Here is a 23,338-nt window from a genome sequence, read left to right on the forward strand (position 1 = left end):
CCGACGGAGGCGATCAACGGCCGCCTCGAGCACCTCCGGGGCTCCGCCCTCGGCTTCCGGAACCTCACGCACTACGCCGCAAGATCGCTGCTCGAGGCCGGAGGCTTCAGGCCCGCGCTACACCCTCGTTCGTGAAGAGCCACTTTCCTGTCTGGCCGTTGTCGACGATGGGGCCGCTTGTCGCAACTATCCGCGGCGGTGATCGCGGCTGCTCCGCGGCACGGTAGAACGAGTGAAGCGATAGTGGCGCCGTTCAGGCCACCTCAGCTCAGCTCAGCTCAGCTCAGGACCCTGTTTCGTCACTATCAGTTCGCTCCAGTTCATCGAAATCGAAGCCGATTTGACCCACCTGCGAGGCACGAGAATGCGTCACCGCGTGCTTCGCTGCGGGCGTCGCGGAGCTTACGTCTTCACCGAGCCCAGCCAAACCGTCCAGGGTTTCACCATCAACGATCTCTTGCAGAAGTGTTGCCTGATCGGCGCCAAGATCAACTAGTAGACCGATGACATTCAGCAGATCCACCAGGTCGGTTGTGTATTCAGGAAGCCAATGGTCAGGCTGGATCTTCATGAGATCAGAAACGCGGCGATCACCAATGATCGGACGTGACCGGTCCGCCTTTCGGTACGAGAACCACTTATCGATGACGTTCACGCCATCCACGGAATAGGCACGCATCTCCGGTGTCACTTGGTCGATAACGCCGTCACCGACCGACAGTCGCAGCCCTTCGGCATCGTAGGAAAGAGACCTTGGAAACCCATCCGTCGTGGTTGGAATTGCTTTCACGTTCCGCGGCGCCCGGTCGGCAGGCAGCCGCGGCGACCCACCTGCAGTCATGAAATGGCCAGTTTGTTTCATCCGGAGTCCGTATGTCTGGTACCAAATGCTCCGCTTACCCAGCTCCACCGCTCGATCGAATAGCGATGCCTGTCGGGTGAAGGGTATGCGAACGCCGGGCGTGACCAAGTCGCTGGCGAAACTCTGCGTGTAGTGCGCGTGCGACGCGACGCCGACGACGTAGGCGAGCACCTCCGCTGCCGATACCGACCGCCCGTACGCCTGGCTCAGAGCTGTGAGCACCGATGCACGTACGTTGGGTATCGAGGCTGCTTGATCGGCCCACAGCGGGTACACCCGACCTCCGCCGTGCCCTCGATGATGGTGCATGTCGGGAGGCGATGCGGCGACTGTAACGGAAGGTCCGTCGGTGGGGGAATCCGAATTCGGGGCCGTCAGGTACACCTGTTCGTCAGACGCGGTTGCCCAAAGGGTTGGGTTCGGTCGATTCAGCACCCGCTTGTCAGGAATGATCCACGCACGGTCGAGATGTCTAAATGAGTAGCGGATCGGGGGTTCTGCACCCGTGTCGCTGGCGATCGGGACTGGTCTGACCGAATATCCGGGCAAACCCTCCTTCAGCGCTTTGTCAACCCTCAATCCGGCGCCTTCGCTGAACAATGCACGCTGACGATCAGGGTCAGCCTCTTCCTGAAGGGTTTCGATTCTCCGGTTCAGGGTCCAGGAATCAGAGCCGACAACCCACGTACGGCCAGGCATCACCCCCGAACCGTCATAGGAGAACAGATCGTCTAGTAGTGGGTGGCGCGTCCAATTGACGTCTCCCACAGCCGTGAACGGAGCACGGGGGGACGTGGACACTGGGGACCATCCATCGTCGTCGAGGGTGATCTCCGCTAGTTCCCTGAATTTCTCGGATCGGTCGCCGGCAGTCAGAGAGCGCACCCTGACCGTCGCGGGCTCCGAGCTTCCTCCCGGGCGTCGCACTGCCATCACTATGCACACAGGATGGGGGACGGCTTGGAAGATGCGGGTGCTGACAGGAGGCATAAGGCCCTCAGGCGAGCATTCGATGACGAAGATATCCGTCGCCTGATCTCGCATCGACGCGCGCATCTGTTGAAAACCATCGCCGTCCAAGAAACCCGCGACCGTGATGAAAGTCACGATGCCGGGCGCATCTTTGGGCACCGAGTCGAAGACCTTCCAGGTCGCCCACCGCCAAAAGTAGACATACGAGTTCCGCAACTGCTTCACGTGCGGGCCGAGCTTCCACTCTTTCGGCGGCGTGTAATCGTCAAGAGGCACGAGCCCGTCGTTCGCACCCGTCTCGATCCAACCGCCCTTTCCCTTCGCCTTGTCCTTATACGGGGGGTTGCCGAGCACGACGAGAATCTGCTCGTCCCGCTTGATTCGGTCTGCGCTACGCCGTGACTCCGCGATTGGCTCGTAGAACTGGCCGATCGTTCTATGTTCGGCGTTTGGATCACTTAGAGTGTCCGCCACGTAGGTACGGAGCTGGTCGGCGGTTGCGGCTGAACCGAGCGCGGTGAGCTCTGCAAGGAGGCGAAGTTGAGCGACAGCGTATGGACCGAGCTGGATCTCGAAACCAATCACCTTCTTCAGCCGCTCCGTTAGCGCAGGACCCTGGGCTGCTGGCCCGTAATCTGCAGCGTGTCGGCCCGCTACGAGGCGGAGCGTTTCGAGGAGAAACGCTCCCGTTCCCATCGCCGGGTCGATCAAGGTTATGGCGTCGTCCGCTAGGCCGGACTGGAGTCCCAGCAGACGCTGAATTGCCGCGTCGGTCAACCTTGTCATCGCTGCTACAACCGGGATCGGTGTGTAGTAGCTGCCGGTTTGCTTCCGGAGGTCACTGTCGTAGGTTGCGAGGAAGTCCTCGTAGAAATAGAGCCAAGCGTCGCGTCTGCTGCCTTTCTCTAGCTTGGGCCAGTCGACAGTGGAGAGCACTCGCTTCGCAGTGTCGAGTACCGCTTTCAGCCCCGATTCGTCCTCGGCGACCGAGCCCAGCACCTGCAGGGCACGTCCGACCAGGGAGTTGGTAGCGCCGAGCTGTTTGCCGATTTGGTCAGTATCCTGCTCGATCGAGATGCCCTTCGCTCTTGCGATGAGGAGGCCGAACATCACAGCTTGGGCATAACCGTCCGCGAATTGCTCATCCGAAGCCGTGGGGAATAGAAGATGTCGCCAGTCGTCAGCGGTGGAACGGAGAGTCCGTGCCCCGTCACTGAGCTCCGCCACGACCTCAGCCCGAAACAAGCGGCACAGGCGCGCTGAGACGCGCGCGAGCTCTCCCGCGTTCGAAGGTGGGATCGGCTCCCAGCTCAGGAACGCTCGGAGCATGCCTTCCAGCCGGTCGCCGCCCGCGAGTTCACCCCCCACACTTGCGACGTCGCCATCAAGCCGCTCGACGCGACCAACCAATTCCCCGTTCTGCCACAATGACCAGGACTGGGAGTCCGTATAGAGCACGTTCGGTAGCAGTCTTAACCGCTCGAACTGTGCTTTGTCATGTCCCTTGTAAGTGCGTGGATCAGCCCCCTTTCCGAGGGCCTTTATCTCCACGAATCCGGTGAGTGCTTTCCCGATGGTTAGAGCGAAATCCGGTCGCGAGGAGACGTCCGCCATCTTCACTTCACCGATTACATTCACATCCGAGAACCCCAGGGCGCCGGCCGTTGCCCGAAGGAAGGTGTCTAGCGGCGTCCTCAACTGATCTTCGGGGTCTCCCGAGACGGAGGGTTGTGCGAGCTTGTGCTTGAGCTCTTCCCCAAGCGCACGGACTGCTGAATCGACCATCGACGACATGAGCCTCACACTACTAACACGGTTGCGTGTGCACCCGACCGCGACCCCCGCGTCGCCGGAAAGGGGCTACGAGGTCTCGCTATGCTCGGTCCGTTGACGACGCGAGGGAGGGTTCACGATGCCAGATGATTTCCAGCTGCACGGTACAGGGCTAGATGTGGAGTTGCAGGAGTTCCTGCGGCACACGGAAAGCTTGAACGCAAAGATGTCGGCGATACTCGCAGATCACATCCCGATCTTGCTTGGGGCCGCATCGGATGAATCGCGCCGATCCGCTCGATCGACTTTCAACACCGCGGTGAGAAACCAAGTACTCGCCGATCTTGCCAGGGCATCGGAGGACGAGCGTTGACTCGCTACTTCTTGACCCGAGTGTCCGTCGAAGGCTTCAGAGGCGTGAACAACGAGGGCGCTCCCCTCGTACTCGACTTCAAGACCGACCGGGTCAACTCGGTTTTCGCTCCCAACGGGTCCGGGAAAAGTTCTTTCTATGAAGCGCTGGAGTATGCCTTTCGAGGCCGCGTCGGTCGTCTCGACGGGATGCAGTCCGCGGAAAACCCGGACAACTACGTATCAAACCTCTTCCACTCGCGCAGGCAGTCAACCATCGTCGTGACTCTCGCCCCGGACGATGGGAGCGCGAGCATACAGATCAAGATCGAGCGCGACTCTGACGGCGTCAGGCGTGTGTCTTCCTCGGACACCACCTCACCCGAGGCGCTGCTCGCCGCTATGAATGAGGATTTCGCTCTCCTCGATTACGCAGCATTCAACCGATTCATCGAGGACACGGCTCTCGCACGGGGTCGATCATTCTCCTCGCTTCTCGGCCTCTCCGAGTACGGCGACCTGTTGAGATCTCTAAAGGCCGTGTCCAACGCTCAGACGTTCAGGACGGACTTCGGAATCCCCGAAATCGAAGCAAAGCGGACAAGCCTTCAAGCACAAGCGGAACGCGCACTTCGGGACTTCTCGGTTCACTACACCACGCTCACGGCCCAGGGGATTGACGACATATCGCTCGCATCGACTTGGGGGAACGACGTTGTTCAATCACTGCGTGGGGTGGTGTTGCTTGCCCCGCTGCTCGCCGAAGTGACGGAACTCGAATCGGTCGACTTCACCGCCCTCAAGAGAACTGTCTTCGAAGCGGAGAGCGGGGAGCTACGCGAACGCCACGCAAGGCTGTCGGGGCAAAAGGCCTCTCTCCTTGCGGTGACCCACTCGCGCGCAACCGAAGGCGCCGCAGATGAACTCGAGCGGCGGGTTCGGGACTACATCGAGGCATGCGCACGTGCGACCGAAGCAGAGCTGGAAAATCTGCTGTCCGCAGCTGACGACTACCTGCACCAGCACGTCGAGGAGATCTCGGTATGCCCACTCTGCGAGCGGGGAGGCGTAGACAATCTTGGCGGGCGCGTGGCTGAACGACTAAGTGCACTCCAGCTGATGAAAGACCGCTGGGCGTCCGTGCGTGAAGAGGTCGCCACTGGTTCATTTATTACTCGCCTTGCTGAACTCGAGGAACGTGTGTCTCCGCGGCTAGATGACGAGGACCCTATCGCGATCACTATTCGCGAAAGTGTCCACGCGGGTTCTGGGCTGAGCGAAGAACTCATCGCTAAGGGGGAGGCTAGGCTCCTGGCACTCGAGAATCTGCTTGCCGCACGGTTGGCGTCGGTGGAAGCGGATATTGAGCAGATCGAAGCGTCTCTGCCTCCCTCGCTTGTTCAGCTCGCTGAACAAGTCGCGGCAGGGGAAGCTGCGAAGTCTGCACTCCTGAGGTGGTCCGACGCTCGCGCGGCGCTAAAGCGGGTGGAGGCGGAGTTGCGGTCATTTGCCGACTGGAAGACATTCGTCGACGCCGCCTACCGGTCGTTCGCGGCTGCTGAAGCGGACATGTCACAACGAATCCTCGATGAGCTTCGTCTCGAGTACCAGCAACTTTTCGAGGGAGTGATGAGTGTTGGAGACATCGTGCCCACGCTCACGCGCTCTCAGGGGAGTGAGCAGCTTGCGGTTGAGCTCTCAGACTTCCATGGAGCCACGTCGGTATCAGCACGCGCTGTGCTGTCGGAAAGCTACCGAAATGCCCTCGCGATCTCGGTGTTTCTCTCGGCTGCTGCGCGCCACGGCAAAGCCCCCCGGTTCGTGATCCTCGACGATGTGACCTCGAGCTTCGACGCTGGCCATCAGTTCAGGCTCATGGAGCAGCTTCGCACGCGCTTGCAGCACGACGGTCTGAACGACGGCCTTCAAGTGATTCTGCTAAGTCACGACGTGACTCTCGAGAAGTACTTCGACCGCCTTGATGATGGACACGGTTGGCATCACCAGAAGCTCCAGGGGTGGCCCCCGCTTACGCCGGTCACGGCGCACAATCAGAGCGTCGATCGCCTGCGAAGCGACGCAGAGCGCTACCTGCAGGCCGGACAGGTCTCGGAGGGGGCGGGCCTCATTCGACAGTACCTCGAGTTCGTTCTCCAGCAGATAATCCGCAAGGTTCAGATACCTGTCCCCATCGACCTTGCGGTGAATGACCACTCGAAGATGGTTGGCGCGTGCCTGGATGCAATCGTTGATGCCGTGACTCTTCGCCAAGCCGCTGGCGCCATCGTGCTAGAGACTCAGCAGATTGCCGACCTCACCAGCAGACACGTTCCGGCGATCGTGGCCAACTGGGTGAGTCATTACGGCACAGCCGGATCCGCGAGCTTCGCTCCAGCCTCGCTGATCGGCGTGCTACGAGACATCGACGCCATTCGCCGGTGTTTTCAGTACGACGCCTCCGGCACCGGAGATTGGCGGTTCTATAAGTCCCTCACGCGACGCTCGTAGCGGCACCTCCTCGGCGTATCGCCCGCAGCTGAAGTATGTCTTCAGGCGTTTACGGTCGCCATCGTCGTGATCGCATACTCGGCGGTCGCGGCACCGGAGTCGTCGCCGAACAGCGTCCTCGCGCGACGTCCGTCGAGCGGCGGGAGCGCGGGGCTCGCGACCCCTGCCTCCCTCCGGCGCAGGAGGTGCGCCGTCCGGGACGGGTGCGGGTGCCCGGTGCGTGTCGTCATCATGGGTGTCTCCTTCTTCTCTGCGGACGCGGATGCGCCCGGTCTTCGTGGTTCGGTGGGTCGTGGTTCGGTGAGTCGTGGTTCGGTGGGTCGCGGTTCGGTGAGTTGCGATCGGGGGGCTGTGATCAGGTCGGCAGCGGCGTCGAGCCGAGAACGCTCAACAGCAGCGGGGCCACACCGAGCAGGAGGAAGGCGGGCAGCGTGCAGACCCCGAGCGGGAGCAGCAGGCGCGTCGACAGGCGCGCGGCACGCATCCGTCCGCGCACTCGAGCCGCGTGACGCTCGTGCGCCGCGGCGGCCCGCAGCAACTCCACCGCGGGTACGCCCGCGCTCCGCGACAGATCGAGGACGGTCGGCACCCGTTCGTCGTCGACGATCTCGATCGACGACTCGCTCACGAGTCGCCTCGCCCGCTCGACGGACGCCCCGCCGGAGAGCGCGACCGCGACCAGTTCGGCCTGCAGACCCGGAGTGCCGGGAGGGGGCACCGCCCTCGCCAGGAGGCGGCGCGTCCACATCCGTGCAGCGAGGACGAGCGCCAGACCCAGGGCGAGGCAGACGGCGCCGATCGGATTCCGCGTGACCGCGCCGAGCGTGTCGAATCCGAGCACGAGTCCGAGGAGCAGCCCGGCCACCGGCATCCACAGCAGCAGCCGCGCGGTGCCGGCGGGCTCGGCGAGCGCTATCCGCACGTCGTCCGCCCCCGCGGCCGCGTCTCGGAGCGTCTCGGCGACGGATCGGAGGACATCGGCCAACGGCGCCCCGACCGTCGTCGCGATCTCCCACGCGGCGGCGACATCGCGCCAGGCACCGCCCTCCGCCTCCAACGCTTCGACCACGCCGTCCCCATCCCGCAACCGTTCGGCGATCGCCTCGGCGCGAGGATCGCCGGTCGTGGCCAGGTGGTGCCACGCCTCGACGGGGTGCGCGCCGGCCTGCAGGAGGACCGCGAGCATCTGCAGACAGGTTGCGGCCTCCGTCGCATCGACGACCCCCGAACGCGGTCCTGTGTCGCCCGCACGGCGCCTCACCACGGCCGGACTTCCTCGATGCTCAGACGGTCGCCGTGCAGGACGAGCGTGCCCGCTCGACCGATGCGCCGCATGCCGTCGGGGAGCCGTTCGAGGTGCAGCACCACCCCGAACGCGCTCACCGCCTGACGCGCGAGGGCGGTGGCGTCCATTCCGGCCAGCGCCCCGAGCGCTTCGAGACGGGCGGGCACGTCACCCAGACCGCTCGCGTGCATCGTGCCGGCGCCGCCGTCGTGACCCGTGTTCAGAGCCGACAGGAGTTCGCGCACCTCTTCACCACGGCACTCCCCCACGATCAGTCGGTCGGGCCGCATGCGCAACGACTCCCGCACCAGTCGCGCCAGCGTGATTCCGCCGGCGCCCTCGAGATTCGACTGCCGCACCTCGAGGGCGACGTGATGCGGATGGTTCGGGCGCAGTTCGGCCACGTCTTCGATGGTCACCAACCGTTCCCCCGATGCGGCGTGAGAGAGGAGTGCGGACAGCAGGGTCGTCTTGCCCGTGCCGGTGCCGCCCGTGATGAGCACGTTGGCGCGCTCGGTCACCAGTCGCCGCAACCAGCGCTCCTGAGGCCGGTCGATGCTGCCCAGTGCGGCGAGCGCGTCGAGGTCGGCAGCGCGTACCCGAGGGATGCGGATCGACAAGGCCGTGCCCGCGGTCGCCACCGGCGCCAGTACCGCGTGTACACGGACCCCCGACGGAAGTCGGACGTCGACGCAGGGGGCCTGATCGTCGAGGTGCCGACCGCCCCGACCGACCAGCGCTACGGCGAGGTCGCGCACCTCCCGCTCCGACGCCCGCCACTCGGGCACGTGCTCGACTCCCGCTCCCCGATCGACGAAGAGGCCGGCGGCGCCGTTGACGAACATGTCAGTCACCGCCGGATCCGTTCCATACGGCGCGAGAGGGCCGAGATCGGCGTGCAGACGATGGTCCGACTCGGTCGCCCTGCCGCCCGGCCCATCGGCGGGCGCGGGACGCGGGAGGAGGAGGAACGGTTCGGGCATGCGAAGACGCTAGATCCGACCGCCCCCGCGGATTCCTCGACGTCACGCGACGTGTGCACAGCGTCTCGCCAGCGCGAAGTCGTGCAGGACGCATTCTCGACGACGGACGAACCGCATCCGACGGTCGGCGATCCACTGCCGCACACGAAGAAGGCGGCACCTCATGGGGGGAATGAGGTGCCGCCGGACGCGATCCGATCGGGGGAATCGGGCGCGCAGAAGCCGGAATGAGTATTCGGCTGGAGTTGAGCGTACACAAGGCGACCGTCCTCACAAAACCCGCCACGCTACCTACTTTCGGCAGTATGCCGGCGAGGTGGGCGAGACTAGATTCACTCTGTCCCTGGCGCACCACCGGGGCATGTCCAGCCGCAAAGGAGCGTCTGCCGATGAGCAGCCAGATCGATCACCTTCTCGACGAGAGCCGCCAGTTCCCGCCCTCTGCGGAGTTCGTGGCGCAGTCCGTCTCTTCCCCCGCGCTGTACGAGCGCGCAGCCGCCGACCGCGAGGGCTTCTGGGCCGAGCAGTCCCGCGACCTCGTGCATTGGCACACGCCGTTCTCGCGCGTGCTCGACTGGTCGACCCCGCCGTTCGCGAAGTGGTTCGACGACGGGGAACTGAACGTCGCCTACAACTGCCTCGACCGCCACGTCGAGGCGGGTAACGGCGACCGCGTCGCCCTGCACTGGGAGGGTGAACCGGGTGATTCCCGCACCATCACGTACGCCGAGCTCACCGACGAGGTCAAACGAACGGCGAACGTGCTCGCCGATCTCGGCGTCGGACACGGCGACCGGGTCGCCATCTACCTGCCGATGATCCCCGAGGCGATCGCCGCGATGCTGGCCGTCGCCCGCCTCGGCGCCATCCACTCGGTCGTGTTCGGCGGTTTCAGCGCCGATAGTCTGCGCGCACGCATCGACGACGCGGGCGCGAAGGTCGTCATCACGGCCGACGGGGGATACCGCAAGGGGCGCGTCTCGGCACTCAAGCCCGCGGTCGACCAGGCGCTGAGCGATCGCGGCGACGGCGAACAGCAGACCGTCGAGCACGTGCTGGTCGTGCGCCGCGGCGGCAACGAGGTCGAGTGGGTCGAGGGCCGCGACGTCTGGTGGCACGACGCCGTGCCGGCCGCATCCGCCGACCACGTCGCCGAGGCGTTCCCCGCCGAGAATCCGCTCTTCATCCTCTACACCTCCGGCACGACCGGGAAGCCGAAGGGCATCCTGCACACCTCCGGCGGCTACCTCACGCAGGCGGCGTACTCGCACAAGTACGTCTTCGACCTGCACGCCGAGAGCGACGTCTACTGGTGCACGGCCGACATCGGCTGGATCACGGGGCACTCGTACGTGACCTACGGTCCGCTCGCCAACGGAGCGACGCAGGTCATCTACGAGGGCACACCGGATGCTCCGCACCCCGGGCGCTGGTGGGAGATCATCGAGAAGTACAAGGTGTCGATCTTCTACACCGCGCCGACCGCGATCCGTTCGTTCATGAAGATCGGACGCAGCGTGCCGCAGAAGTTCGACCTCTCCTCGCTGCGCGTGCTGGGGTCGGTCGGCGAGCCGATCAACCCCGAGGCGTGGATGTGGTACCGCGATGTCATCGGCGGCGGTCGCACCCCCATTGTCGACACCTGGTGGCAGACCGAGACCGGCGCGATCATGGTGTCACCCCTGCCCGGCGTCACCGCCACGAAGCCGGGCTCGGCGCAGGTGCCCCTGCCCGGCATCTCAATCGACGTCGTCGACGAGAAGGGCGAGGAGGTCGGCACCGGCAACGGCGGCCTGCTCGTCGTCACCGAGCCCTGGCCGAGCATGCTCCGCGGCATCTGGGGCGACCCCGAGCGTTTCCGCGAGACGTACTGGGAGAAGTTCGAGGACCAGGGCTACTACTTCGCCGGCGACGGCGCACGGCTCGACGACGACGGCGATCTCTGGCTGCTCGGCCGCGTCGACGACGTCATGAACGTCTCGGGCCACCGTCTCTCGACGGCGGAGATCGAGTCGTCGCTCGTCGCTCACGAGGCCACCGCCGAGGCGGCCGTGGTCGGAGCATCCGACGAAGCCACGGGCCAGGCCGTCGTGGCCTTCGTGATCGTCAAGCAGAGCTACCTCGACGCGCACGATCCCGCGGGCCTCGCCCAGCAGCTGCGGCTCTGGGTCGGCGAGCAGATCGGCGCGATCGCCCGCCCGCGCGACGTCTACATCGTCGGAGAGCTGCCGAAGACGCGGTCGGGCAAGATCATGCGGCGCCTGCTGCGCGACGTCGCCGAGGGGCGCGAGGTCGGCGACACGACGACCCTCGCGGACACCGCCGTGATGACGATCATCTCGTCGCAGGTCAAGTAGTCACGAGGCACGAGAACGCCCCCGCCGGTTCCGGCGGGGGCGTTCTCGATGTGGACCGATGCTCAGGCGAGGAGGAAGGCCACCTCGACCTCGACCGGGCTATCGAGCGGCAGGACCGGCACACCCACGGCCGCGCGCGCGTGCCGCCCCGCGTCACCGAAGATCTCGCCGAGCACCTCGCTGGCGCCGTTGATGACCCCGGGCTGCCCCGTGAACTCGGGCACGGAGGCCACGAACCCGCCGACCCGGAGCACACCGCCGAGGCGATCCACACCGCCAGCGGCATCCGCCGCCGCGGCCAGCGCATTGAGGGCGCACGTGCGCGCGTACGCCTTCGCGTCGTCGGCATCGATGTCGGCGCCGACCTTGCCGGTCGCGGGCAGGGCTCCATCGACGAACGGCAGTTGACCCGAGGTGTAGGCGACGCCGCCGTGCACCACGGCCGGCACGTACGACGCGACCGGCGCGGCGACGGCGGGCAGCTCGATGCCCAGCTCGGCGAGTCGGGCGGAGACGGTCACGCGGCACCCCCGTCGAACTGACGCGCGGCCTGGGCGGCGGCGGCGAGACCGGACTGGTTCGAGCCGTCCTGGGTCACCGGGCGCTTGAAGTACGCGACGAGGCCGCCCTCGGGCCCCTGCACGACCTGCACGAGCTCCCAGCCCTGCTTGCCCCAGTTGTTGAGGATGGCCGCGGTGTTGTGGATCAGCAGCGGCGTGGTCAAGTACTCCCACGTGGTCATGGCTCTCCCAATCGGGTCGGTCGCGGGCGCGGATCGACACGGGCCCGTCAGAGGCGGTATTCAGGGAACTCCCCTACGATCAAGCGTATGCCTCACAAGACCCGTACGGTGAAAGGCGTGCTCGGTGGCCTGCTCGGGCTCGTCGGCCTGAGCGCCGTCGCCGGACTCCTCGTCGCCACCAGCGTGACCCCCGTCATCGCCATGACCGGCGTCGCCGGCAACAGCGCTCTGACCATGTTCGAGAAGCTGCCGGACAACCTCAAGGTCGACGCCCCCATGGAGCAGTCGACCATCTACGCGAACAACCCGGCGGGCGGCGACCCGATCGTGCTCGCGACTTTCTACGAGCAGAACCGGGTGCCGATCACGTACGAGCAGCTCTCCCCCACGTTGATCAACGCGATCCTCTCGTCGGAGGACAAGAACTACTACGACCACGGAGGCGTCAACGTCGGAGCGACCGTCAAGGCCGTCATCGACAACGTCCGCGGCACCTCGTCACGTGGAGCCTCGACGATCACGCAGCAGTTCGTCAAGAACGTGCAGATCCAGGAGTGCGAGCAGAACGCCGACACCGCGTCGGAGACCTACGCGGAGGACCTGCAGAAGTGCTGGCAGGAGGCGACCGAGGCGACGGGGGCCGCCGGCATCGAGCGCAAGCTGCAGGAGATGCGCTACGCGATCCAGATCGAGAAGGAGTATTCGAAGAACGACATCCTCCTCGGGTACCTGAACATCGCGAACTTCGGCGGCACCGTCTACGGCATCGAGGCTGCGGCGCGCTACTACTTCTCGACGTCGGCCGCGAACCTGACGATCGCCCAGGCGGCGACGCTCGCGGGAATCGTGCAGAATCCGAACTCGCTGCGCATCGACCGCACCGAGGGCCAGAACTCCCTCGCCGACGGGTTCGCCGACACCCTCAACCGACGCGACTACGTTCTGGGCCGCATGCTCGCCGATGGCAAGATCACGCAGGCCGAGTACGACGAGGCCAAGGCCACCCCGATCCAGCCCGCGATCCAGGTCCCGGTCCAGGGTTGCAGCACGGCCGGTCGGAGCGCGTACTTCTGCCAGTACGTGAAGTCGATCATCGAGAACGACCCGGCGTTCGGCGACTCCCCCCAGGAGCGCCGGGAGCTGCTCCGTCGCGGTGGACTGAAGATCTACACCACGCTCGACATGCGAATCCAGGACCCGGCGGCGCAGGCCATGGCCGACGTGGTTCCCGCGAACGCCGATGACCAGTACTTCGGCGCCGCAGGCGTCTCGGTCGAGGTCGGCACCGGTCGCATCCTCTCGATGACGCAGAACACGAACTTCCAGGAGACCGCGACCGACGACCAGGCCTTCACCTCGCTGGTGTTCGCCGGTGACTCGACGTACGGCAATTCCGGGGGCTTCCAGGTCGGCTCGACGTACAAGCTCTTCACGCTCATCGACTGGCTCGAGAAGGGCCACTCGGTGAACGAGGTGCTCAACGGCCGCGTGCAGACCAACCTCAAGATGAAGGTCTGCGGCGGCACCCAGAACGTCGACACCAAGAAGATCGGTAACTTCGGCGGCGGCCAGGGCGGCACGAGCAGCGTCATGAACTTCACCGCGCAGTCGCTGAACTCGGGCTACTTCGCCATGGCCGCGAAGCTCGACATCTGCGACATCAACAAGGTCGCCGATCGTATGGGCGTCACGCTCGCCAGCGGCAAGAAGGTCACCGACGAGAACGTGCCCTACGACGTGCTCGGGCCGAAGAACATCTCGCCCCTCGCAATGGCGAACGCCTATGCGACGGTGGCGAGCGGCGGCACGCTCTGCGCTCCGCGCGCGATCGACAAGGTCCTCAACGCCGACGGCACGGAACACGAGATCCCGCAGATCGACTGCAAGGAGGGCGTCATCTCGCCCGAGGTCGCTGCCACGGCGGCCTATGCGCTGCAGGGCGTGATGGCCGGCGGCGGAACCGGCGCCGCGGCGAACCCGTTCGACGGCACGCCACTCATCGGCAAGACCGGAACTCACGACCGCTGGTCGACCATGATGATCGAATCGAGCTCGAAGGTCACGACGGCGGTCTGGGCCGGTCGATGGAAGGGCCAGGCCGACATCTATCGGAAGCGCATCGCCGGAAAGCTCCTCAACGAGATGCGCTATCCGCTCGCCAAGGCCGCTCAGGCGGCGGCGAACGACGTCTACGGCGGAGACCGCTTCCCCCAGCCCGACAACTCCCTGACCCGTCAGGTGCTCACCGACGTTCCCAATGTCGTGGGCATGACGATCGAGGAGGCCAGGGCGGCTCTGGAAGGCGCGGGCTTCGCGGTGGCCGACGGCGCTCCGGTGAACAGCGACCAGGCGACCAACATCGTCGTGGCGCAGGACCCCCAGGGTCAGGCGCCGAACGGTGCGACGATCACGATCTCGGTGAGCAACGGGCAGGGCACCACGGTGCCTGCCGACCTCGTCGGCATGTCCCGCGGGCAGGCCTCGGCCAGCCTCCTGGGCGCCGGCTTGAGTCCGCAGTTCGATGCGACCTGCAGCACAGGCGGCTCGAAGGTCACGGCCACGGATCCAGCGCCCGGCTCCGCCACCACGCGATCCGCGACCGTGAACGTGGCGTGCGGGTGACCGCGCGACGTACGGCGCACCCGGCCCTCATCGCGCTCGGCGCGGTGGGGGCCGCTGGCGCCGCCGCCGCGGTGTGGGGCATCGGTATCGAGCGCTACCTGTTCACGGTGCGCGAGGCGACGGCATCCGCGCTCCCCGAGGGGGCTGCCCCACTGCGCATCCTGCACATCTCCGACGCGCACATGGCACCCTGGCAGCACCGCAAGCAGGACTGGCTCGCATCACTGGCTCAGCTGCAGCCCGACCTCATCGTCAACACGGGCGACAACCTCGGTCACCGTGACGGCCTCGACGGCATCCGCCGTGCCTTCGAACCCTTCGCCGGCATCCCCGGCGTCTTCGTGCACGGCTCGAACGACGTCAGCGAACCGTCGCCGCGCAACCCCCTGAAGTACTTCACCGGCCCGTCGAAGAGCACCTCCGAACCGCGTCGGCTCGACACCGCCGCGATGGACGCGTACTTCACCGACGAGCTCGGATGGACCGACCTGAACAACACCGCCGCCCGACTCACCGTGGCAGGCCTCGATGTCGACCTCGTCGGGGTCGACGACCCCCATCGCCGGTGGGACCGTCTCGACGTGCTCCCCGATGCCCTCGACGCCCTCGGGGCGCGCTCATCGACCACTCCGGTGCTCGGTGTCGCGCACGCGCCCTACCAGCGTGTGCTGAACGGCTTCATCGACCTCGGTGTCGACGCCATCCTGGGCGGCCACACGCACGGAGGCCAGGTGTGCCTTCCCGGCTTCGGCGCCCTCGTGGCGAACTGCGACATCCCGTTGAAGCAGGCGAAGGGCCTCAGCACCTGGGAGCACGAGGGGCGCACCGTCCCGCTCAATGTGAGCGCAGGATGCGGCCATTCCATCTACGCCCCCGTGCGCTTCGCCTGCCGCCCCGAGGCGACGCTGCTGACCCTCACGGCGCGCGGTTGATCGCCCGATTGGGCGCTCGCGGGTTTTCCTTGTAGACTCGGAGGGTTGCAAACGGGGTGTGGCGCAGCTTGGTAGCGCGCTTCGTTCGGGACGAAGAGGTCGCAGGTTCAAATCCTGTCACCCCGACCAGTGACACCGGAAGGCCGCCCGCGAGGGCGGCCTTCTTCGTATCCGCTCCGGCTCGCCCACGGGCGCCATGGTCGGGGCCGTGCTCGCGCTCTCGTGCACAGTCCCGGCGGCGGCGCTCTCGTCCCCACCCGCCGTCTCCTAGGCTGGAGGCATCATGACCGCGCCCTCCCTCGTCGCCTTCGACCTCGACGACACGCTCGCCGTCTCGAAGGCAGCCATCACCCCCCGCATCGCCGATCTGCTGCGCGCACTCCTGCGCACGGTCGATGTCGCCATCATCTCGGGCGGCAACGAGACGCAGTTCCGTTCGCAGGTGATTGCGCGCCTCGACGGAACGGATGCGGCTCACCTCGCTCGCCTGCACCTGCTGCCCACGTGCGGCACCCGCTACCTCCGGCACGACGGATCGGGCTTCGCGACGGTCTACGCGCACGATCTGAGCGACGACGAGAAGACGTCGGCCCTCGCCGCGCTGCGGGAGGAGGCCGAGCGTCTGGGCCTGTGGGAGGCCGAGCCCTGGGGCGACATCCTCGAGGACCGCGGGTCGCAGATCACCTTCTCCGCCCTGGGCCAGCGCGCCCCGCACGACGCGAAGCAGCAGTGGGACCCGACCGGGGCGAAGCGCGCCGCACTGCGCGATGCCGTCGCCCCGCGCCTTCCGGGACTCGAGGTGCGATCGGGCGGATCGACGTCGATCGACATCACCCGCGCGGGCATCGACAAGGCCTACGGCATGACCCGGCTCTCCGAGCTCACGGGCATCCCGCTCGACGCCATGCTGTTCTACGGCGACCGCCTCGACGAGGGCGGCAACGACTACCCCGTGCGCGCCCTCGGGGTGCCCTCCGTCGCGGTCGAGGGGTGGGAGGACACCGCCGAAAAGCTCGACGGCCTCCTCCCCACCCTCTGACCGGCGGCACGGGCGCGCCACCGGCCGGATACCCGTGCGGGTTCAGCGCACCGCTGCGTCGGACGCGGCGCGCGCGACCGGCACGAGCCGCTGGAGCTGCGTGACGTGCGCCGGCTCGAGTTCGGCCAGCGATGACACGCCCAGCAGGCGCATCGTGCGCTCGATCTCGCTGCGGAGGATCGCGATGGTGCGGTCGACGCCCTGCCGCCCGCCCGCCATGAGGCCGTAGAGGTAGGCGCGGCCGATGAGGGTGAAGTCGGCGCCGAGGGCGACCGAGGCCACGATGTCGGCGCCGTTCATGATGCCGGTGTCGATCATGACGGTGAAGTCGTCGCCGACCGCGCGCCGAACCTCGGGGAGCAGGTGGAAGGGGATGGGGGCGCGGTCGAGCTGACGCCCGCCGTGGTTCGACAGCACGATGCCGTCGACGCCGGCGTCACGCAGCCGCAGCGAGTCCGCGACGTTCTGCACGCCCTTGATCACGATCTTGCCGGGCCAGAGATCACGGATGACTGCGAGGTCGTCGTAGCTGATCGTCGGGTCCATCGCGGCATCGAGCAGCTCGCCGACCGTTCCGCCGGTCGCGCTGAGCGACGCGAACTCCAGCTTGGGGGTGGTGAGGAAGTCGATCCACCACCACGGCCGCGGGATGGCGTTGATGATCGTGCCGAGCGTCAGCTGCGGCGGGATGCTGAAGCCGTTGCGCTTGTCGCGCAGACGCGCGCCCGCGACGGGGGTGTCGACGGTGAACTGCAGGGTGTCGAAGCCGGCCGCGCCGGCCCGTCGCGCGAGTTCGTACGAGATCTCGCGGTCGCGCATGACATAGAGCTGGAACCAGTTGCGGCCGTGCGGGTTCGCCGCCTTGACACCCTCGATCGACGTCGTGCCGAGCGTCGACAGGGTGAACGGGATGCCCGCCGCTCCCGCCGCTCCGGCACCCGCGGTCTCGCCCTCGGTCTGCATGAGGCGCGTGAATCCGGTGGGGGCGATGCCGAACGGCAGCGCGGAGGGGCCGCCGAGGATCTCGACGCGGGTGTCGACGTCGGGCGCGGGCCGCAGGATGCCGGGGTGGAACTCCACGTCCTGGAAGGCCTGCCGCGCTCGGGCGAGCGACAGCTCCCCCTCGGCGGCGCCGTCGGTGTAGTCGAAGGCGGCTTTCGGCGTGCGCCGCTTCGCGATCGTCCGCAGGTCGTCGATGGTCAGCGCCGCGGCGAGACGGCGACGACGGCCGTTGAGGTCCGGCTTTTTGAACTGCATGAGTTCGAGAAGCTCGGCGGGCTTGGGCAGCTGGCGGTCAACCATGGGGGTCCTCTCGGGGCGGGGAATCGGCGGCGGATGGTCCGCTCGTGTCGGATGCCGGGAGCCGGTGCAGACCGGCGGCGGCGTAGTAGCCGGTGATGTGCGCGCGCACCAGCGCGCGGGCGGCGGGGGCGTCGCCGCAATCGATGTGCGCGACGAGGGCGCGGTGCTCGGCGCGCAGCCGTTCGGTCATGGCGGCCCAGTCGGCGACGGCTGCGGCGCCCGCCTGCACGTACGACTCGATCGACGAGCGTAGCCCCGCCATCATGGCCGCGATGACGGCGTTGCCGCTGGCCTCGGCAAGAGCAAGGTGCAGTTGGGCGTCGAGGGCGAGGAACTCGCCGGGCGTGAGATCGGGGGCGTCCATCGCCGCGAGCATCCGATGCGCTTCGCCCGTGTCCCGGTCCGTCGACGACGCGAGCGCGTCGACGACCGCGTCTTCGAGCACGAGCCGGGTCTGCACGACATCGGTCAGCGGGAAGCCCTGTGCGGCGACCTGCAGCCGCAGCAGCTGCGACATGCCCCCGGTGGGCGTGGCGATGACGATCGCGCCCGCCTGCGGCCCGGAGCCGGTCGCCGTGCGGATGAGGCCCATGACCTCGAGCACCCGGAACGCCTCGCGCACGCTGGAACGCCCCACGCCCAGATCGATCGCCAGATCGCGCTCCGATGGGAGGCGCTCCCCTGGGCGGAGCCGACCGTCGAGGAGGTCGCGTTCGATGTGGTCGAGCACCACGCGCCACGCGCGTACCGGCTGCTCTGCCATCACTCGCCTCCTCGCCTGTGATCGCATCGGGTCGTCCACTGTGGTCTGACCACACTGTAGCCGCTGTGGTCAGACCACGCAACGCCGACGCACGCCGGGCGTCGACGCGGCCGACGACGTCACGATCGCGACGGCGCCACTGCAGACGTGGCACGGCGAGACGGGGCGCTCAGCCCAGGCGCCCGCCCGACTCCTCGAGGTAACACGTCCCGCAGAGCGACTCGTAGGTCGTCGCCGCCTCGGCGATCGCGCCCTCGGCACCCTCGTCGATCGCAACCTGGTCACCATCGAACACGAAGCGGCCGCCGATGACGCGCCCGTTGAACACGGCCTTGCGACCGCACCGGCAGATCGTCTTGAGCTCTTCCAACGAGTGGGCGATCGCCAGCAGGCGCGCCGAGCCCGGGAACGCGTGCGTCAGGAAGTCGTTGCGGATGCCGTAGGCCAGCACAGGGATGCCCTCCTCCACCGCGATGCGGAACAGGTCGTCGACCTGCGCCGGTGTCAGGAACTGCGCCTCGTCGATGAGCAGGCACGCGATGTCGTCGCCGTGCGCCCGCGCATCCGCCCGGTGCCGCAGGAAGATCTCGCGAGCGTCGTCGTCCGGTGACACCAGGAAGTCGACCTCGCGCGTCATGCCCAGCCGGCTCGAGATCTCGGACGCGCCCTTCGTGTCGATCGCCGGCTTCGCGAGGAGCACGCGCTGTCCGCGCTCCTCGTAGTTGTACGCGGCCTGCAGCAGCGCCGTCGACTTGCCCGAGTTCATCGCCCCGTAGCGGAAGTAGAGCTTGGCCACGGGACCTCAGGCGTTGATGCCGAGCGCCGCCGCCGTCTGCGACGTCGACTGCTGCGCCAGCGCCGGGTCTTCGTTCAACTGCTGACCGAACGTCGGGATCAGCTCGCGCAGCTGCGGCTCCCACTTCACGAACTCGTCGGGGAAGCAGGTCTTGAGCAGGTTGAGCATGATCGGCACGGCCGTCGATGCACCCGGGGATGCTCCGAGCAGCCCGGCGATCGAGCCGTCGCCCGAGGCGACCACCTCGGTGCCGAACTGCAGCACGCCGCCCTTCTTCGGGTCCTTCTTCATGACCTGCGCGCGCTGACCCGCGTCGATGAGGGTCCAGTCCTCGTCCTTCGCGGTCGGCATGAAGGTGCGCAGGCTGTCGACCTTCTTGCGGTGATTCTTCATCAGCTCGCCGATGAGGTACGCGATGAGGTCGGGGTTCGCGAACGCGACCCGCAGCATCGGCCACAGGTTGTGCGTACGCACCTGCGTGACGATGTCGAGCATCGAGCCGTTCTTGAGGAACTTCGGGCTGAACGTCGCGAACGGGCCGAACATCAGCGACGCCTCGCCGTCGACGACCCGGGTGTCGAGGTGCGGCACCGACATGGGCGGAGCGCCGACGGATGCCTGCGAGTAGACCTTGGCCTTGTGCTGCTCGACGATCTTGGGGTTGCTGGTCTTGAGGAACTGCCCGCCGATCGGGAAGACGCCGTAGCCCTTGATCTCGGGGATACCCGACCGCTGGAGCAGCTTGAGCGCCCAGCCGCCCGCGCCGACGAACACGAAGCGGGCCTTGATCTCGCTCGGGGTGCGACCGACCGTCGTGCGGAAGCCGACCTTCCACAGGCCGTCCTTCTGACGCTTGAGCGAGCGCACCTCGCAGTTGGTGCGCAGGTCGACGCCGGACCTCCGCAGGTGACCGAACAGCTGGTGGGTGAGCGACCCGAAGTCGACATCGGTGCCGGCGGGCACACGCGTCGCGGCGAACGGCTCGCCCTTGCGGCGCTTCTGCATGAGGAGGGGCGCCCACTGGTTGATGACCCGCGAGTCCTCGCTGTATTCGATACCCGAGAACAGCGGCTGGTCCTTGAGCACCTCGTAGCGCTCCTTCAGATACGCCACGTCCTTCTCGCCGCGCACGAACGTCATGTGCGGGGTCGCGTTGATGAAGGTGGAGGGCTCGTCCAGCACCCCGCGCTCGACGAGCGAAGACCAGAACTGCCGGCTCTGCTGGAACTGCTCGTTGATCGACACCGCCTTCGCGGGGTCGAGGGGGCCGTTGCCCTGCGGCATGTAGTTGAGCTCGCAGAGCGCGGCGTGGCCGGTGCCGGCGTTGTTCCAGGGGTTCGAGCTCTCCTGGGCGACGTCGGAGAGTCGCTCGAAGGCGACGATCTTCCAATCCGGCTGCAGCTCGTGCAGCAGGGTACCCAGGGTGGCGCTCATGATGCCACCACCGATCAAGACGACATCGACGGTTTCGGTCACCAGAACAGTCTAGTTCGCGCCCCGGATGCCGCGGACCACAGCGGGCCCGCGGCATCCCGACGATGCGGGGCGGCGGCGCGCGTCAGACGCGGGCGGCGAGGCGCTCCGCGACGATCTCGGCGATCTGCACGGCGTTCAGCGCAGCGCCCTTGCGCAGGTTGTCGTTGCTGACGAAGAGCACGAGGCCCTTGCCCTCGGGAGCGGACTGGTCGACGCGGATGCGACCGACGAAGCTCGGGTCCTTGCCCGCAGCCTGCAGCGGGGTCGGCACCTCGTCGAGCGCGACGCCCGGCGCGTCTGCCAGCAGCTCAGCGGCGCGCTCGGGGCTGAGGTCGTTCGCGAACTCGGCGTGGATCGTCAGGGAGTGCCCGGTGAACACGGGCACCCTCACGCACGTGCCGGCGACCCGGAGGTCGGGCAGCTCGAGGATCTTGCGGCTCTCGTTGCGGAGCTTCTTCTCCTCGTCGGTCTCGTTGTCGCCGTCGTCGACGAGGTTGCCGGCGAACGGGATGACGTCGAAGGCGATGGGCGCGACGTACTTCTCGGGCTCGGGGAAGTCGACCGCCGATCCGTTGTGCACCAGGCGCAGGGTGTCGCCCTGTGCGAGCACGCCCTCGACCTGCCCGAGGAGTTCCTGCGCACCGGCGAGACCCGACCCCGAGACCGCCTGATAGGTCGAGACGATCAGACGCTCCAGACCCGCCTCGGCGTGCAGCACCTTGAGCACCGGCATGGCGGCCATGGTCGTGCAGTTGGGGTTGGCGATGATGCCCTTGGGCCGATCGTCGATCGCGTGCGGGTTGACCTCGCTGACCACCAGAGGAACCTCGGGGTCCATGCGCCAGGCGCTGGAGTTGTCGACGACCACGGCCCCGGCCTCGGCGAACCGCGGCGCGTAGGCGCGGCTGGCCGTGGCACCTGCCGAGAACAGGGCGATGTCGATGCCCGAGGCATCCGCCTGCTCGACGTCTTCGACGATCACCGTCGTCCCGCCGAAGTCGATCGACGTGCCCGCCGACCGGGCCGACGAGAACAGGCGCAGCTCGCGGATCGGGAAGGACCGTTCGGCGAGGATCTCGCGCATGACGGTGCCCACCTGGCCGGTGGCGCCCACGATGGCGACGGAGATTCCTGAGTCGGAGATGCGGGTCATGAGTATTCCTTGGCGTCGTGCGGTACAGCAAGAGAGGCTTCGGGCACGGCGTCGGGGGTGCGGATGCCGCGCCTGGCGCCGATGTCAGGGTTCCGGCGAGTCTACCGCCTCGGTTCGGACGGAGACGCGCCGCGGGTCGGTCAGCGGCCGGTGCCGGCGTGGACGACGGCCTCGGTGTCGCCGTCGAGACCGTAGGCGGTGTGCACGGCCCGCGCCGCTTCGACGAGATCGCTGCCGCGCAGCACCACCGAGATGCGGATCTCGGACGTCGAGATCATCTCGATGTTGATGCCGCCGGCGGAGAGCGCTTCGAACAGCACCGCCGAGACGCCCGAGTGCGTGCGCATGCCGGCGCCGACGACCGAGAGCTTGCCGATCTGGTCGTCGTGGATGAGGTTCTGGAAGCCGACCTCGGCCTGATCGCCAGCGAGCGCCTTGAGCGCCGCCGCCGCATCGGCCTTCGGAACCGTGAACGAGATGTCGGTGCGGCCCGTCGCCGACACGTTCTGCACGATCATGTCGACGTTCGCACCCGACTTCGCGACGATCTTGAAGATCTCGGCTGCCTTGCCCGGCACGTCCGGCACGCCGGCGACCGTGATCTTGGCCTGGCTGAGGTCGGTGGCGACGCCGGCGACGATCGGTTCTTCCATGACTGCTCCCTCGGCTTCGCGAGGGTTCTTCATGCCCTCGCCCAGAACGTACGTGCCCTCGGCCGACGAGAACGACGACCGGGCGTGGATCAGGACGCCGTGCCGGCGTGCGTACTCGACGGCGCGGATGTAGAGCACCTTCGCGCCGTTGGCGGCCAGTTCGAGCATCTCCTCGCTCGACACGTGGTCGAGCTTCTGCGCGCTCGGGATGATGCGCGGGTCGGAGGTGAAGATGCCGTCGACGTCGCTGTAGATCTCGCAGACGTCGGCCGTGAGCGCCGCGGCGAGGGCCACAGCGGTGGTGTCGGAGCCGCCGCGGCCGAGCGTGGTGATGTCGCGGGTGTCGCGGTTGAATCCCTGGAAGCCGGCGACGATGACGATCGCGCCCTCGTCGAGCGCTTCGCGCAGGCGCACGGGAGTGACGTCGACGATGCGCGCCGCGCCGTGCTGCGAGTCGGTGATCATGCCGGCCTGGCTGCCCGTGAACGAGCGCGCCTCGAAGCCCATCGAGTGGATCGCCATCGCAAGGAGCGCCATCGAGATGCGCTCTCCGCTGGAGAGGAGCATGTCGAGCTCGCGAGGTGCGGGGATCGGGGCGACCTCGTTCGCGAGGTCGAGCAGCTCGTCGGTGGTGTCGCCCATCGCGCTGACGGCGACGACGACGTCGTGCCCGGCGCGGCGGGTGTCGACGATGCGCTTCGCGACGCGCTTGATGCTCTCTGCGTCGGCGACGGAAGAGCCGCCGTACTTCTGCACGATGAGGGCCACG

At 67.1% G+C, this 23,338-nt stretch carries 18 protein-coding genes, 1 tRNA gene and 1 pseudogene; 8 read left to right on the plus strand and 12 right to left on the minus strand.

Annotated elements, in window-relative coordinates; genetic code table 11:
• Positions 1-135 (plus strand): annotated as a pseudogene (locus AC3A3J_RS02115) (ISL3 family transposase); the annotation flags it as partial.
• 148 nt (positions 136-283) lie between these two features.
• Here the strand turns inward: AC3A3J_RS02115 and AC3A3J_RS02120 are convergent.
• On the minus strand, positions 284-3,628 hold the full coding sequence (locus AC3A3J_RS02120) for a type ISP restriction/modification enzyme (RefSeq protein ID WP_487670708.1): 3,345 nt from the start codon (positions 3,626-3,628) through the stop codon (positions 284-286).
• A gap of 118 nt (positions 3,629-3,746) precedes the next feature.
• Between AC3A3J_RS02120 and AC3A3J_RS02125 the strand changes: the two genes are divergently transcribed.
• Complete coding sequence (locus tag AC3A3J_RS02125; RefSeq protein WP_487670709.1) at positions 3,747-3,980, plus strand: hypothetical protein; 234 nt, start codon at positions 3,747-3,749, stop codon at positions 3,978-3,980.
• Between the two features lie 20 nt (positions 3,981-4,000).
• A complete protein-coding gene (locus tag AC3A3J_RS02130) occupies positions 4,001-6,466 on the plus strand; it encodes an AAA family ATPase (protein WP_487670761.1) in 2,466 nt (821 codons plus the stop codon).
• A 41-nt stretch (positions 6,467-6,507) separates the two neighbouring features.
• Here AC3A3J_RS02130 and AC3A3J_RS02135 read toward each other — a convergent pair whose 3' ends face one another.
• The 3 genes from AC3A3J_RS02135 to AC3A3J_RS02145 form a co-directional block, all read right to left on the minus strand.
• Entirely contained in the window at positions 6,508-6,699 is a 192-nt protein-coding gene (locus tag AC3A3J_RS02135; protein ID WP_487670710.1) for a DUF4244 domain-containing protein, read from the minus strand.
• Between the two features lie 122 nt (positions 6,700-6,821).
• Positions 6,822-7,652, minus strand: coding sequence for a type II secretion system F family protein (locus AC3A3J_RS02140; protein WP_487670711.1), 831 nt, complete (start codon positions 7,650-7,652; stop codon positions 6,822-6,824).
• Positions 7,653-7,723: 71 nt separating this feature from the next.
• A complete protein-coding gene (locus AC3A3J_RS02145; protein ID WP_487670712.1) occupies positions 7,724-8,734 on the minus strand; it encodes a TadA family conjugal transfer-associated ATPase in 1,011 nt (336 codons plus the stop codon).
• Between the two features lie 389 nt (positions 8,735-9,123).
• On the opposite strand from AC3A3J_RS02145, the gene acs reads away from it, so the two are divergent.
• Complete coding sequence (acs, locus tag AC3A3J_RS02150) at positions 9,124-11,091, plus strand: acetate--CoA ligase (protein WP_487670713.1); 1,968 nt, start codon at positions 9,124-9,126, stop codon at positions 11,089-11,091.
• Positions 11,092-11,153: 62 nt separating this feature from the next.
• Here the strand turns inward: acs and AC3A3J_RS02155 are convergent, their stop codons facing one another.
• Both AC3A3J_RS02155 and sp36 read right to left on the minus strand, forming a co-directional pair.
• Complete coding sequence (locus AC3A3J_RS02155; RefSeq protein WP_487670714.1) at positions 11,154-11,612, minus strand: RidA family protein; 459 nt, start codon at positions 11,610-11,612, stop codon at positions 11,154-11,156.
• Positions 11,609-11,833, minus strand: coding sequence for a Sp36 family protein (gene sp36 / locus AC3A3J_RS02160; protein ID WP_487670715.1), 225 nt, complete (start codon positions 11,831-11,833; stop codon positions 11,609-11,611). Before sp36 ends, AC3A3J_RS02155 begins: the two co-directional genes overlap by 4 nt.
• An 87-nt stretch (positions 11,834-11,920) precedes the next feature.
• Between sp36 and AC3A3J_RS02165 the strand changes: the two genes are divergently transcribed.
• The 4 genes from AC3A3J_RS02165 (at position 11,921) to AC3A3J_RS02180 (ending at position 16,426) form a co-directional block, all read left to right on the plus strand.
• The gene (locus AC3A3J_RS02165; protein ID WP_487670716.1) at positions 11,921-14,455 is read left to right on the plus strand and encodes a transglycosylase domain-containing protein; all 2,535 of its coding nucleotides are present in this window, start codon (positions 11,921-11,923) and stop codon (positions 14,453-14,455) included.
• Positions 14,446-15,387: a metallophosphoesterase gene (locus AC3A3J_RS02170; protein ID WP_487670717.1), complete on the plus strand. Its 942-nt coding sequence runs from the start codon at positions 14,446-14,448 to the stop codon at positions 15,385-15,387. The genes AC3A3J_RS02165 and AC3A3J_RS02170 overlap by 10 nt, the downstream gene beginning before the upstream one ends.
• A gap of 52 nt (positions 15,388-15,439) precedes the next feature.
• Positions 15,440-15,516: transfer RNA gene (locus AC3A3J_RS02175), tRNA-Pro, on the plus strand.
• Between the two features lie 154 nt (positions 15,517-15,670).
• A complete protein-coding gene (locus AC3A3J_RS02180; RefSeq protein WP_487670718.1) occupies positions 15,671-16,426 on the plus strand; it encodes an HAD family hydrolase in 756 nt (251 codons plus the stop codon).
• Between the two features lie 42 nt (positions 16,427-16,468).
• On the opposite strand, the gene AC3A3J_RS02185 is transcribed toward AC3A3J_RS02180, so the two are convergent.
• From AC3A3J_RS02185 to AC3A3J_RS02210, 6 genes are all read right to left on the minus strand, one after another.
• Positions 16,469-17,728 (minus strand): alpha-hydroxy acid oxidase, encoded by a 1,260-nt coding sequence (locus AC3A3J_RS02185; RefSeq protein WP_487670719.1) that lies wholly within the window; start codon positions 17,726-17,728, stop codon positions 16,469-16,471.
• Positions 17,721-18,491 carry a FadR/GntR family transcriptional regulator gene (locus AC3A3J_RS02190; RefSeq protein ID WP_487670720.1) on the minus strand — a complete coding sequence of 257 codons (771 nt, stop codon included), beginning with the start codon at positions 18,489-18,491 and terminating at the stop codon, positions 17,721-17,723. Before AC3A3J_RS02190 ends, AC3A3J_RS02185 begins: the two co-directional genes overlap by 8 nt.
• 169 nt (positions 18,492-18,660) lie before the next feature.
• Complete coding sequence (locus AC3A3J_RS02195) at positions 18,661-19,287, minus strand: thymidine kinase (protein WP_487670721.1); 627 nt, start codon at positions 19,285-19,287, stop codon at positions 18,661-18,663.
• A gap of 6 nt (positions 19,288-19,293) precedes the next feature.
• Positions 19,294-20,763 (minus strand): malate:quinone oxidoreductase, encoded by a 1,470-nt coding sequence (locus tag AC3A3J_RS02200; protein ID WP_487670722.1) that lies wholly within the window; start codon positions 20,761-20,763, stop codon positions 19,294-19,296.
• Positions 20,764-20,845: 82 nt separating this feature from the next.
• Positions 20,846-21,916: an aspartate-semialdehyde dehydrogenase gene (locus AC3A3J_RS02205; RefSeq protein ID WP_487670723.1), complete on the minus strand. Its 1,071-nt coding sequence runs from the start codon at positions 21,914-21,916 to the stop codon at positions 20,846-20,848.
• 140 nt (positions 21,917-22,056) lie between these two features.
• Positions 22,057-23,337: an aspartate kinase gene (locus tag AC3A3J_RS02210; RefSeq protein ID WP_487670724.1), complete on the minus strand. Its 1,281-nt coding sequence runs from the start codon at positions 23,335-23,337 to the stop codon at positions 22,057-22,059.
• Position 23,338 lies beyond the last annotated feature (1 nt).

It is taken from the genome of Microbacterium sp. Soil_N32, from assembly GCF_057655505.1.